This window comes from Alkalicoccobacillus porphyridii, from assembly GCF_007293315.1.
Taxonomy (GTDB): domain Bacteria; phylum Bacillota; class Bacilli; order Bacillales; family Bacillaceae_D; genus Alkalicoccobacillus; species Alkalicoccobacillus porphyridii.
Genome location: NZ_VLXZ01000013.1, coordinates 76625 through 91074 on the forward strand (window position 1 = coordinate 76625; position 14450 = coordinate 91074).

A 14450-nucleotide genomic window follows, 5' to 3' on the forward strand; every position below is an offset into this window, starting at 1 on the left:
CTGCGTATTCTCTTAGGTCATGAATTTAGTAGATATCTTATGACTTGAGTCACAAAAAAACAGCGTTACAACACGCTGCTTTAAGTGGATAGCTCCTTATTACACTACATGATTTCTAATTGCATAAATGGCAAGTTGAGTGCGGTCTCGAGCTTCTACTTTTGTAAGGAGCTGACTTACGTAATTTTTAACCGTTCCGACCGAAAGAAATAATTCAGCCGCAATTTCTTGATTGTTTTTTCCTGCACCTATTAATGCGAGGATACTACGTTCACGCTCTGTTAAGTCATGAGATTCAGAAGAACCCCGGTTATGTTCAAGTAGCTTGGGTAGAACAGAAGCAGCTACCTGGTCGTCGAGGCTTAATCCACCTCTTAAAGCACTATGTATGGAATGTAATAGCTTATCGTTATCTGCATCTTTTAAAATGTACCCGACTGCTCCTAGTCTTAGCGCTTCAAACGCATATTCATCGTCAGCAAAGGTTGTTAAAATAAGGATTAATGCATCCGGATGTTGACTACGAATTTTTTCTGTAGCTTCTAAGCCAGTCATGACCGGCATCCGTATATCCATCAAGACTAAGTCAATGATTTTTGAATTAAAGGCTTCCACTGCTTCTAAGCCATTACTCGCCTCACTCACAACCTGCAGAGCTGGATCTTGTTCAATCATCATTTTTAGTCCTTGCCTGACAATACGCTGATCTTCTGCTAATAATATTTTGACCATTTAAACTTCACGTCCTTCATTCATTCGTTTTATAGGAAACGATCCTCTGATTTCAAATTGGTCTCTTTTTATACCTGCCTGGAACTGTCCATTCAATGAGATAAAACGAGCACGTAGATTTTTTAGACCAAAGCCTTCCTTCCATATTGCTTGATAAACACGGTTAGACATTCTCAAGCCATAGCTATGCTCTCCTATGACTTCTAATGTTAGCTCCACTTCACGCGTGTGAGCGTGTCGCATCGCATTCGTCAAGCCTTCTTGGATAAAACGGTAGACAGCCACGTTTTGCTCTTCGTTCAGAATAATAGACATTGCCTGAGGTTTAGTCACTAGCTGAACTCTGACATGACTTTCTGCTTCAAGCTTCCGAATCAACTGTATGACAGCTTCAATCCCTTTTACGGACTCAATTTGCAAAGCATGTACCGATTCACGCATCTCCTGCAAGCTCTGCCGTGCCATATCTTTAGATTGCTTTAATAACCTCTGTTGATCAGGCATTGAACTTAACTGGAACTCCACCATTTGTAGCTGCATCATTAAAGCCGTTAATTGGTGACCCACTGAGTCATGTAAGTCTCGTGCGATGCGGTTTCGCTCTTTTGCAGCAGCGCTTTGCTCCTGGTCTCTTAATTGGCGATTCATTTTTCGGTATTCGCTTAGATAGGCGTGGTGATCAGCCTGATATTTTTGATTAGAGATTGTGAGCTTTTTTATCAAATAGAGAGTGGACAAAAAGATAACGTATTGCATAATCATAAACAAGGCAAAAGCTAAATCAAAAGAGAAATACAATGCGTGTGTACTAAGAAGAAATCCACTTAGAATAAGGGGGAGAATGCTAGCATGGTTCTTATCTAAGCTATACATGATGGCAAATATATAATACAGAATATATGGACTATAAATAGCTGGCGGGAGAATGAACAAATGAATACATCCAAATATACTTACAAGAATGCTAAAAAAAATGATAGGTGACGTCCAAAGGCGTTTCGAGCTAAAAAAAGCAACAAACACACCCATAAACAGCCAGAATTCATAGGATACGATCATGCTTGTCTGCTCTAGGATCATACAAATTATAGCTAAAGCCATTCCACTAAATGAATATTTCAACTTTTCACCTCCCATATCCTTCCTGCTCTATTTTACGTTATCACACTATTCATTGTTCGTTAACAAAAATAAATAAAAAGGCACCCATCAATTGGAATTGATGAATGCCTTCCATTTGTTTTGCCCTGGAAACGGACAGCTTTTATATGCTAATCTCGCTCTAAATTGAACGAAGCAGCCGCAATGCTGGCAGGTGGTTTCATGTGATAATGAAGGGCACTGCTCGCATTCGCGTAACCGTTGTTGATAGACATCATCATTCGTAAGATCTGTCTCAAACTTCAGCTGCTCTTCAACTAGCTGCTGTACCGTGGTATTTTGTAATTCTTCCTTTAACAAACAACCTTTACATGCCATTGAATCAGACCTCTAGGTTAATTTGATGACAGAAACAGACATTGGAGGAATACTTACTGATAATTTACTATCCTTTATCGTTATACCTTCAAGCGTTTGAGGTTCCACATCATTTGGATTCTCAAACGTATTCCGGCCATTCATGGAATCTGCCGTGAGAATGGTGCCTTCCGCTTGATCCGGAGCTGTCTCCCACCCTCTTAATTCAACATCAAACTCAGCCGAATCCTTTAAACCAAAGTGGCAAATGGATAAATGAACCTCACCTGCCGCATTTTTAGAGGCACTGACATGAAGGTTCTTATCTAGCGAAGCTTCATGAATTTGAATAGACGTCGCGTCCTTATGAACCTTATACATATTAAATACATGGTATGTCGGCGTTAGAACGATTTGGTCTCCTTCTGTTAAGACCACAGACTGAAGAACATTCACAGTTTGAGCAATATTCGCCATACGAACTCGGTCTGAATGATTATGGAATATATTTAGAGTTACACCAGCTACTAGTGCGTCACGAATGGTATTCTGCTGAAAAAGAAAACCTGGATTTGTTCCTGGCTCTACGTCATACCATGTTCCCCATTCATCAACAATTAAAGCGACTCTTTTCTCGGGATCATATTGATCCATGATAGAGCTATGTTTTGTCACTAATTCATCCATATAAAGCGCCCGTTCCATTGTTTTTTCCCATTCAGCTTCTGTAAACTCTGTAGCTGAGCCTTTTTGATTCCATTCAGGACCTGGAATTGTATAATGGTGCAGCGTAAGCGCATCCATAAATCTAGTAGCCTCTTTCATTAAGACCTCTGTCCAATGATAGTTATCTACATTTGGTCCGCAGGCAATTTTGAAAATTTTATTGTCGCCAAAATTTCTTACGTACGTTTGAAATTGACGATATAAATCTGCATAGTATTCTGGTCGCATGTTTCCACCGCAGCCCCAGTTTTCATTGCCGACACCAAAGTAAGTCATAGACCATGGCTTTTCCTGTCCGTTTTCACGTCTCAGGTTAGCCATCGGTGATTCTCCATCAAATGTAATGTACTCGACCCATTCCTGCATTTCTTGAACCGTGCCACTACCTACGTTCCCATTCACATACGGCTCAGCGCCAAGTAGTTCACACAAAAGGAAAAACTCATGCGTACCAAAATGATTGTTCTCCACAACTCCGCCCCAGTGTGTATTAACCATCCGCTTTCTTCCTTCTCTAGGACCAATTCCGTCCTTCCAATGATACTCATCAGCAAAGCACCCACCTGGCCAGCGAAGCACAGGAATCTCAAGATCCTTTAATGCCTGCAGAACATCATTTCTAATTCCTTTCGTATTAGGGATGGAGGAGTCCTCGCCTATCCAGATTCCTTCATAAATACATCTTCCTAGATGCTCAGCAAAATGTCCGTGAATATTTCGGTTAATCACAGCTTTTTCTACATCAGCGTGCAATACAACTTTGTTTGTCATTCAACATCCCCCTAAACAGCACTAAATAATAGCGCTTACATTTTATATGTCTATCTTATACGTACAACTTCCATTCGTCTAGGACTTTCTATCTTTTTATGAAACTAATTTTAGTAAGAGGGTTGGATTGGGCCGACTCCTGGTGAAGGGCGGATGTGGAAGATGCTCGGATTATGGACCCCCTTGCTCGTTTTTGAGAAGTAGATGCGCGGAAATACCGATTATGCGCGATACTAGTGTTTGCATGCGCGATTTTAGCCTCCGCGTGCGCAATTTTTTTCAGGATGCGCGGAATCGACGTTTACATGCGCGATAACAACCTTCCACTTCATTTGTTATGGAGGGGAGGCACCAGATTAGGCCGATGCGCGGAATATGGACCCTTCTGCTCGTTTTTGAGGTGCATCTGCGCGGAAAAATCGATTATGCGCGATACTAGAGTCTCCATACGCGATCTTTGCCTCCGCGTGCTCGATTTTTTTCAGAATGCGCGGAATCAACGTTTCCATGCGCGAACTTAACTCCCCCCTCCCCAAAAAAAAGCTCCACTCACTTAGCTCCACCGTTGCTTTCTCGATTGGGTTAAGATTAGCGTTAAGCCTAGCTTTTCTGTGATGGTTACATAATGCATGAGGGTAAGTAAAACGGCGCCTACATTCATGCCGATGATGATTCCGTGCATTTGCAGGGAGGGAAGAGATCCTAGTGTAAACATGAGCAAAAAGGAAACACCTGTTGACCAGACTGAATGCATAAAGGCCTCTCGGACCAATCCAATCCCGATGAGATAGGCTTGCATTGGGATGGCAAAGTAATGAAAAAGAAAATAAGGTACAAGTAACGTTAAATAGCCTGATGCTGGAGAATGCTCAAAGAATAAATCAGTCATAGGCTCGGCCAAAAAATAGAACGTCATAACCACAGGTAAGCTGTAGGCTAGGGTTATCCCCATTGCCTGGCGGAGCAATTTCGCAAGGGAGGGAAAATCGCCCTTAGCATAGCCTGAGGAAACAAGTGGCACCATGACTGTGAGAAGAGAGTGTGCGATAAAGGCTGGGAAGAACCCAATGGTAAAAGCCACACCGGCAAGCTTTCCATATTGAATGAGTGCCATGCTCTCTAGTAAACCGGCTTTAGAGAGGGCCGTTGTAATTAAGAAGGGTTTGATGGCAAATGTGATCGCATGAAATACACGTAATCCCGTGGTCGGAAGGGATACGGAGAGGATTGAGCGATACATTTCCTTTGCTTGAATTTCTTCTTTTGGCTCCCTCCTTAATCGATGGATCTGTAGAATAAAGGCGGTTCCCATATAAAATAAAACAAGAATTTCGCTTAGAACCACTGTACCTAATGCAACAAAGATAGCCGTTTGACTTTGAAACTGGAATAATTGAAAGATTCCATATAGAAATAACAGCTGTGCTCCTCGTTTCAGTAAATTAATGACGGCGATTTTTTTTGTATGCTGAGCCCCTACAAAGTAACCTCGAGCTACTGATGAAAATGTGACTACTGGTACAAGCAATATAAGGAGCCACTTCACCATGGGATGATAGGGATCAAGAACTGATAGATTTGGAAGCACGATGAAGGCGGCTGTTAAACAAGTGAGAGCTACAATGATTGCCAGCCTTAATGCTGCTTTTAATAGACTGATATGCTGATTGACAGGGCGTTCCGCCACCATTTTTGATACAGAGACCTGCATTTCTAGGCTTGAGAGTACCACCACAAAAACTAGTGTAGGCAGAATGGCCATATACAATCCAAAGTTGTGTTCGCCCAGCTCATTGGCGAGAACAACGTTTATTAGAAATTCTAAGGATTCACCTGCAAGCGCGGCTCCGCTTAATAACAATGCTCCACGAAAAAAAGGGTTCATGCACATGTCCACTCCTTTATCCATCTCTCCTACTACATATATGAGTGGAGTTCAGTAAATATGGTACAACCCATAAATAAAGAAGTATTTCACGTGATAAACCCTTTTTAAAGTATTAATTTATATCCCATAGCTCTTGTCTTGAGGTTGTGATCGCATGAGCTCCTGAAGCGAGGGCACGATCAATTTCGTCCTTTGATTCAATGAGTCCACCTGTGATAATGGAAATTCCAGTTGCAGTTTGAACTCTTTTTATTAAATCTGGAACGACGCCTGGCAGCACCTCAATGAGGTCTGGCTGGACTTTATCAGCAAGCCTGTAGCTCGTTTCCAAGGCAATCGTGTCTAAGAGAAATAAACGTTGGATCGCGAGTAATCCATTTTTTTTTGCGGTTTTGAGCACATCTGCTCGCGTTGAAATTAAGCCAGCTGGACGCACGGTCTGACACAGAAATTCCGCCGCGTATTTATCACTCTTTAATCCTTGAATCATATCTGCATGCAGCAATAGCTTTTTTTTCTTAGCCTTTGCATACTTTGAAACCACGACCAGCTGCGAGATGTGAAGGTCAAGTATGACAATATAGGTATAGTTGCTCTCCAGCACCTTTTCAAAGTCTTTCATTTTCTTAATTGCCGGCAGAATGGTTTGACCATCAAACATTGTACAGCTCTCCTAATCCATATACAGTCTAAACGGAGTGTTTAAATGAAACGGCCTCAATTTGCTTGTCCAACTCACTTGTAAATTGTTGTGTTTGTTCAGGACTCCAGCCTAGCTGTTTCTCCATTTCATTCATCACCGTGCTCTTATATGCTAACACCTTATCTATATGAAAGTATAGATAGCCCGTGCGACGAACAAAGAAATCCAGTGGTGTAGCTGTCATTTCATGCTCAAGTGCATATCTTAATGAAGCGTATAAATACCTTGGCATCTCGGATTCATCTGCCTCTTTAACGTATTCAAACACTTGTTCAATATTTGAGCCGTATCGATGAACCAGCTCTGTTGCTTCCCCTTCGTTTAAACCTAGCTCCATGCCTTTTTCTGATTGCTCTTTTACAAAGGTTTCAAATTGATGTGAGCCCCCAACATCTCCTCCTGAAAGGAGCATTTTCTCTGTATTACAGTCAGGATAGTCTCCCGATAGCTCTTTTGTTACCATGCTTACGACGCTATCAGCCATTTTACGGTAGCCGGTCAGCTTTCCACCTGCAATGGTAAACAATCCACTTTCAGAACGAAAGATTTCATCTTTACGTGAGATATCAGATGGATCCTTGCCTTCTTCGTGAATAAGTGGTCGTAGCCCAGACCAACTTGATTCCACATCTTCTGCGTGCAAATCAAGCTCCGGAAACATTCCATTTGCTGCACGCAGAATATAATCTGCGTCCTCTTTTGTTACTCCGGGCTCTGCTTGATCTCCTTTGTAGTTTGTATCTGTTGTTCCAATATACGTCTTACCTTCACGCGGAATCGCAAACATCATTCGTCCATCCTTAAAAGGCGTGTCAAAATACAATGCGCTTTTGAGCGGGAATCTTTTTCCGCTCACAACTAAGTGAACACCTTTAGTTAAATGAATGGTTTTACCTTTTTTAGAGTTATCCTTCTCGCGTAATAAATCAACCCAAGGTCCAGTGGCATTCACTATTTTTTTTGCATAAATGTCGGTTTTTTTCCCTGTGATTAGGTCTGTTACTTGGACACCTACAACCTTTTTATCTTTATACAGGAAGTTCTCAGCCTTAACATAATTTGAAACGAGAAGTCCTTTTTCTTCCGCTTTTTTCATTACCTCTATTGTCAGCCTGGCATCGTCTGTGCGGTATTCAACATATAAACCAGCGCCCTTTAAGCCCTCTTTATTAAGTAAAGGCTCTTTAGCAATGGCGTTTTCCGTTTTAAGCATGTTACGTCGTTCTTCCTTTTTGACGCCCGCAAGAAAATCATAGACCTTCAAACCGAGGGAGGTCGTGACATAATTAAAGGTTCCTCCTTTGTAGAAGGGTAACATCATCCATAATGGCGTAGTCACGTGAGGTGCATTTTCGTAAACAATGGCTCGTTCCTTTCCCACGTCTGCAACCAGTTTAATCTCAAATTGTTTTAGGTAGCGCAGACCTCCATGGATAAGTTTCGTGGAACGGCTGGACGTACCTGCAGCAAAGTCCTGCATTTCAATGAGTCCCGTTCTTAGTCCTCTGTCTGACGCATCAAGTCCAATACCTGCTCCCGTTATACCTCCTCCGATGACTAATAAATCTAATTCTTCATTGGCCATGTTTTCTACATTGTTAATGCGCTGTTCGTATGAAAATCCCATATTCTCCACTCCCCAATCAATGTATCTAAGAAAAAACAAAAGGAGACCACAGCAAATTCCAGTCCCGTTTTGTGCTCAGGAACATTGGAATGCTGTGGCCTCCTCATCATCTCAGACCGTTATTAACTTATCTAGAATTATAATCCACTTACAGTCTTTCGTAAAGCATTATGCTCGAGGAGGATTCCGATCAACCTGGCGAATTTACTTGACGTTTGGCTTAAAACCCATCGTAGCATCTACCGCTTGCTTCCAGCCGTCATATAGTACTTCTCGTTCTTCTTCATCCATATTGGCTTCATAGGATTTTTCGACCTGCCAATTTTTCGCGATTTCTTCTTTGCTTTCCCAGAAACCGGTAGCGAGTCCTGCTAAATAGGCTGCTCCAAGTGCAGTCGTTTCATTTATAACGGGGCGCTCTACTGGAATATCTAGCAGGTCGCTTTGAAACTGCATGAGGAAGTCATTTTTGACAGCTCCACCATCTGCGCGTAGCTTTTTCACTTCAATGCCTGAATCAGCTACCATCGCGCGCATAACATCCTTTGTTTGGTATGCCAGTGACTCTATCGTCGCACGAACAAAGTGTTCTTTTGTTGTACCGCGAGTAAGACCAAAGATTGCACCACGTGCCTCGCTATCCCAATAAGGGGCGCCTAGACCTACAAATGCAGGTACCATATAAACACCGTCAGTACTAGATACTCTTTCTGCATACTTTTCACTATTTTTCGCATCATTAAACATTCTTAAACCATCACGTAACCATTGGATAGCTGAGCCTGCGACAAAGATACTTCCTTCTAAGGCATATTCAACCTTCCCATCAATTCCCCATGCAATGGTTGTAAGGAGTCCATTTTCCGATTTTACGGCTTCTTCTCCCGTATGCATAAGCATAAAACAACCTGTTCCATACGTATTTTTGACCATACCAGGCTCGTAGCATGCCTGACCAAATAGGGCTGCATGCTGGTCACCTGCAATGCCTGCAATAGGCACATTCTCGCCAAAGAAATGATAACCTACTGTCTCACCATAGACTTCAGAGGAAGAGTGTACTTCGGGTAGCATGCTTTTTGGCACCTCAAGAATCTCTAGGAGTTCATCATCCCACTTTAAGTCGTGAATGTTATACATTAATGTACGTGATGCATTTGTATAATCAGTAACATGCTTCTCTCCACCTGTCAGCTTCCAAATTAACCACGTATCTATGGTACCAAAAAGCAATTGGCCGTTTTCTGCCTTTTCACGTGCACCTTCTACATGATCTAAGAGCCATTTAACCTTGGTTCCTGAGAAGTACGCATCAATTAATAATCCAGACTTCTCTCGGATGACATCCTCGTGTCCAGCTGCTCGAAGCTCCTGACAGATATCATCTGTTTGACGGGATTGCCAAACAAGTGCATTATAAATGGGTTTGCTTGTCTCTTTATCCCAAATAACGGTAGTTTCGCGTTGATTTGTGATACCTATCGAAGCGATTTCCTTGGCAGAGGCACCGGATTCAGAAAGAACGCTTGCAATAACAGCTAGTACCGATCCCCAGATCTCATTAGCATCATGCTCTACCCAACCTGGCTTTGGAAAATGCTGTGTAAATTCTTTTTGAGCCGAATGAACAATTTCCCCTTTTTTGTTAAATAAAATAGCTCTTGAACTTGTTGTTCCTTGATCCAATGAAAGAATGTACTTTTTTTCCATGTTTGACGCCTCCTACTTTATAATATTACTGATTAAGTGTGTCAGTTTCATTCTTCTTACTGAATGAAAACAAAGATGAAATAACGATTAAAACTCCAATCGAAGCGATGCCAACAATAGCGCCAATGATTGAGCTTTCCAGAAAAATAAACTGATAAAAGACAGCCCCTAGCACTCCTCCAAGTACGGGTCCAACAATTGGGACCCATGAGTAACTCCAATTAGATGAGCCCTTATCATGAATTGGTAAGAGGAAATGAGCCAATCTCGGACCAAAATCACGTGCTGGATTGATAGCATAACCTGTAGGACCCCCAAGAGAAAAACCAATCGCTGTTATTAACAATCCAACGATAAAAGGGTTTAATCCTTCTGCAAATTGATTTGCTCCAATAGCAAGTAGTCCAAATATCAGCATGGCTGTGCCAATGGCTTCACTAATGACATTAGACGGAGAGTGAGGAATAGCAGGATCTGTTGCAAAGACACTAAGTTTTAAATCTTTATCCTTTGTTTCCTTCCAGTGTGGTAAATAATGAAGATATACAACACATGCTCCGATGAAGGCCCCTAGCAGCTGTCCTGCGATATAAGCTGGCACCATGCTCCACGGAAACTCACCAATGACTGCAAAAGAAAGGGTAACAGCCGGGTTAATATGAGCATCACTCACTGTTCCCGATACATAAACGCCCATCGTGACAGCTAAACCCCAGGCAACACAAATGGCTATCCATCCTGCCCCTTCAGCCTTCGATTTTTTAAGTAGATTTCCAGCGATGACACCGCCACCCAAAATTAACAATACCATGGTTCCAAACATTTCTGCCAAGAATTCTGCTAACATGTATCTTCCTCCTTGATGATTAACTACCCTATAAAGTGGCATTTGTAACGCAAAAAAGAACAGCTTCCTACCTCAATAGTGTGTTCACTACTGAGGTAAAAAGCTGCTCTCATTGGCTCATCAGCTTGGCTTTATAAACTTACCCCCACTATAACGTACTCAATTATTTTTGTAAACCCTTTCTTGGACTGTGTCCAAGTTTATATGTTAATAAGTCTGGAAGATTTATGGGCAGAGGGTTGCTCATGATTTTATTTCTTCGTCCGTCGCTCCCAAAATTGGGGGCACTTACCCGAGGCAAGGTAATGATCTAACCCAACTACGTCTATTTATCTCAATGTACCTTTTCATCGAGGCCACTGAATAAAAAGTTTTTTGTTGGTCATTTGTCTAATCGGTAACATGAGCGGAAGGAGAACCCTTAGACTCCTGCGGAACAGAACGAGTCTGAAGACATCGACGTGGTGGTTTTCCACTTCGAGGGCTGAGGCCGTTCCCGCGGAAAGCGTAGGGTTCTCCTGTAGCGGTGCATACGAGCTTAATTCTAGTTGACAGATGACTTTTTCAGTGACCTCCTTTTCATCCCGCAGAAGGCGGCCTCTAAATTTGTTCGCTTGTTTTAGGGTAGGCATTAGTATGACTATTTAAATATTAATAAGTACTTTACCCTTTCTTGTACAACAGAAGGGTTGACTACGTCATTATGGGAAGGAGGATTTGCACCGAGGTCCCTTCGTTCTCTTTACTATCATATGTGACCTTTCCACCCATCTTCTCAATTAATCGAATGGATACCATTGTCCCAAGACCAGTGCCTTTTTCTTTTGTAGAATAAAAGACCGTACCGATTTTATGTAGCTGTTCTTTTGTCATACCTTTGCCATTATCCGCTATTATTATCTGAACCATCTTGCCTTTTGAAGTAATATCAACATCAACAATACCTGTTGGAGCAGAGGCCTCAATTGCATTTTTTATAAAATTAATTAGGGCTTGCTTAAGCTTAGAACGATCCGTCTCAATGAAGTACTCCTGCGTAGCTTCTGGTCCATTCAATAGAACGCCTTCTTTGTCCGCATATGGTCCTAGAAGTGTGGTAATGTGAGTCACACACTCATTAATAGGGACTCGCGTTTGGTTACCAAGCTGAGGCTTTGCAAGGTTTAGATACTCATAAATAATATTCTCTGCTCGGTTTAATTCACTTAAAATCAATTGATAATATTCCGGATTTACGTTATTTTTATTATCCTCTTCCTTCATTAATTGTAGAAAACCCTTTACTACAGTAAGAGGATTCCTAACTTCATGAGCAATAGAAGCGGATAGCTCACTAATTGATTGTTGCCTAACAGCATAAAGTAGCTCTTCCTGCATTCGCTCACGCTTTAAGAGCATCTCATATAGCATTCCTGCCACAACAGTCGAACCAACTAATAAACCCGCAAAGACTACTGCTGAGTATAGAAGCTCCAGCCCTTCAGAAGTTATTAAATCCTCCACCTGAAACGTTATACCAGCAAGAACGATTTGAAGGATAACAGGGGAAAGAATACATATCACTATGATCTTTAAACGATTACTTTTCGCATGATTATCCTTAATTAAATATGTCATCCCATAAAAAAATGATGAATTAACGATAAGACCAATCACGCCGTAGATTAACATATCTCCACCGACATATATTCGCACTAGAAGCGTCGCTACACTGACAACGATCCCAGCTGTTCTACTTCCATAAATAAAGGCTATGACAATAGGAACAAACCGAAGATCCCAGAGGATACCGAAGTCGGAAAAGGGCATGATCACACACAAAAAAGAAGAGATTGTCATAAACACGATGAGAACAAAATTATTTCTCTTTTCTGGTTTACCTTCATATAGAACTAAGTAAATGATGATTGGAGATAAAACAATTAAAACATGCAAAAATAATTTTTCAATTATCACGATGCTGCCGCTCCCTATGCTTAATCAGATCATTTGCATGTTCTAATTATTCGACATTAATATCCTAATCCCTTTGTTAAAATGGAAAAAATGAACACAACGAATACATTCAATGATATCGCTGGCTTATTAGAAGGGCGGCCGCCTTTGCTATCACAAGCAGAAATTGCAAAGAATGTGCATATGCCCGCCCCCATCATTATCCCGTTTGCTTCTCAAGCTTCTGGTGAAGTCCGTAATAAAAACCCTTTTGATTCATAAGATCTTGATGACTTCCACTTTCCGTAATCTGCCCTTCCTGTAAAACAAAAATCCGATCGGCTTGTTCAATGGTATTTAAACGGTGGGCAATCATAAAGCTTGTGCGTCCCTCCATTAGACGTTTTAACGCTTCTTGAATCCGCATTTCAGTAATTGTATCAATACTAGAAGTCGCTTCATCCAAAATTAAAATAGAAGGATTGGCAAGAATAGCTCGAGCTATTGATAAGAGCTGCTTTTGCCCTTGGCTAATCCCGCCCCCATCCTGCTTCAGCTTTGTATGATAACCATCAGACATCCTACATATGAAATCATGGGCATTAGCCATTTTTGCCGCCTCTATGACTTCTTCATCCGTTGCATCTAGGCGACCATAGCGAATGTTCTCGATAATACTTCCTTGAAAAAGAAACGAATCCTGCAAAACAAAACCCATCTTCGTTCGTAGGCTTTCTTTTTGAATCTTTTTAGTATCTTGACCATCAATCAAAATTCGTCCTGCATTTACCTCGTAAAAATAAGACAGTAGGTTGATAATCGTTGTTTTTCCAGCTCCTGTTGGACCAACAAATGCTACAGTCTCTCCTGCTTTTACATCGAGGTTAATATCGTTCAGAATCAGCTCATTGTCATAGGAGAAACTCACACGATCAAATTGGACATGCCCCTCAATGTGATCAATTGGTTTAGCTCCCTCTTTATCTTGATCAAGGGGTTCATCAATTACTTCAAATACTCTTTCTGCACCGGCAATAGCGGAGAGCAAGGTATTAAATTGATTCGCTAAATCATTTAACGGTCTTGTGAATTGTCTAGAATACTCCGCAAATATCACGATCGTTCCCACAGTCACTCCTGCTTGCGGATTTAAAGCAAGTAATCCACCAACTCCTGCAATGACCGCAAAGCTTGCATTATTCAATACGTTCATTAGCTTCGGAATAAAACCGGAATACGTCTGAGCCCAAAATCCAGCTGTTCGAAGCTTTGAATTACGTACCTCAAAATCACGAATTATTGGTTCTTCTCGAGAGAAGGTTTTGACCATTGCCTGACCAGCTATCGTTTCTTCAATATATCCATTCAACTCACCTAGATGACGCTGCTGTTCTTTGAAGAAGATAGAGGTACGTTTGGTAATCCACTTCATGCCTATCACCATTAATGGAATAACCATCAGAGTGACAGCTGTAAGAAGAGGACTTAGCCAAAGCATAACAGCAAGAATTCCTATAAACGTGATGGCACTTGAGAGTAATTGAATAATAGAACTGTTTAAGGTGTTACTGACGTTCTCCATATCATTTGTCATACGACTCATTAATTCCCCATGCTGCCTTTTGTCAAAATAAGCGAGAGGTAAACGTTGAATATGCAAAAACAACGTTGTTCGAATTTCTTGAACGGTTTGTTGTGAGATTCCAATCATCCAATAATTTTGAAACCAAGTAGCAAGTGAAAGGAGAACATATGTCACTGCCAACACTACTAGTAAGGACGGTAAGCCTTCTAAGCTCTGAGTTATAAAATAATCATCAATCGCCATACCTACTAAAAAAGGACCGAGTAAGCTTAGGGAGGAACTAAGTACAGCCATTACGACAACAAGGAACATTTTGAAACGGTAAACCGATAGATACGACCAAATTCTTAGCAGTGTACCCTTCCAATCCTTTGCGGTTTTGTCCTTTCGTTGCGATTGTAAGTTTTGATGCTTCTGTTCTATATCAATTCGATCGTATTGAAAGGGCTCTTTCAGCCAGTTTGACAT

General features: G+C 41.4%; 11 protein-coding genes. All 11 read right to left on the minus strand.

Going from position 1 to position 14450, the window contains the following annotated elements; all coding sequences use genetic code 11:
- Window positions 1-99 precede the first annotated feature (99 nt).
- Entirely contained in the window at window positions 100-732 is a 633-nt protein-coding gene (locus FN960_RS17475; RefSeq protein WP_143850150.1) for a response regulator transcription factor, read from the minus strand.
- On the minus strand, window positions 733-1854 hold the full coding sequence (locus tag FN960_RS17480; protein ID WP_185971089.1) for a sensor histidine kinase: 1122 nt from the start codon (window positions 1852-1854) through the stop codon (window positions 733-735).
- 87 nt (window positions 1855-1941) lie between these two features.
- Window positions 1942-2211, minus strand: coding sequence for a DUF6171 family protein (locus FN960_RS17485; RefSeq protein ID WP_143850152.1), 270 nt, complete (start codon window positions 2209-2211; stop codon window positions 1942-1944).
- A gap of 12 nt (window positions 2212-2223) precedes the next feature.
- On the minus strand, window positions 2224-3687 hold the full coding sequence (locus tag FN960_RS17490) for an alpha-N-arabinofuranosidase (protein WP_143850153.1): 1464 nt from the start codon (window positions 3685-3687) through the stop codon (window positions 2224-2226).
- 553 nt (window positions 3688-4240) lie between these two features.
- Window positions 4241-5572 carry an oligosaccharide flippase family protein gene (locus tag FN960_RS17495; RefSeq protein ID WP_143850154.1) on the minus strand — a complete coding sequence of 444 codons (1332 nt, stop codon included), beginning with the start codon at window positions 5570-5572 and terminating at the stop codon, window positions 4241-4243.
- Window positions 5573-5687: 115 nt separating this feature from the next.
- Window positions 5688-6236: a glycerol-3-phosphate responsive antiterminator gene (locus tag FN960_RS17500; protein WP_143850155.1), complete on the minus strand. Its 549-nt coding sequence runs from the start codon at window positions 6234-6236 to the stop codon at window positions 5688-5690.
- A 28-nt stretch (window positions 6237-6264) separates the two neighbouring features.
- Window positions 6265-7905, minus strand: a complete 1641-nt coding sequence (locus FN960_RS17505) for a glycerol-3-phosphate dehydrogenase/oxidase (RefSeq protein ID WP_143850156.1) — start codon at window positions 7903-7905, stop codon at window positions 6265-6267.
- Window positions 7906-8109: 204 nt separating this feature from the next.
- Entirely contained in the window at window positions 8110-9615 is a 1506-nt protein-coding gene (glpK, locus tag FN960_RS17510) for a glycerol kinase GlpK (RefSeq protein WP_143850157.1), read from the minus strand.
- Between the two features lie 25 nt (window positions 9616-9640).
- On the minus strand, window positions 9641-10462 hold the full coding sequence (locus FN960_RS17515) for an MIP/aquaporin family protein (protein ID WP_143850158.1): 822 nt from the start codon (window positions 10460-10462) through the stop codon (window positions 9641-9643).
- Between the two features lie 693 nt (window positions 10463-11155).
- Window positions 11156-12418 carry an ATP-binding protein gene (locus FN960_RS17520; RefSeq protein WP_143850159.1) on the minus strand — a complete coding sequence of 421 codons (1263 nt, stop codon included), beginning with the start codon at window positions 12416-12418 and terminating at the stop codon, window positions 11156-11158.
- Between the two features lie 199 nt (window positions 12419-12617).
- A complete protein-coding gene (locus tag FN960_RS17525; protein ID WP_143850160.1) occupies window positions 12618-14450 on the minus strand; it encodes an ABC transporter ATP-binding protein in 1833 nt (610 codons plus the stop codon).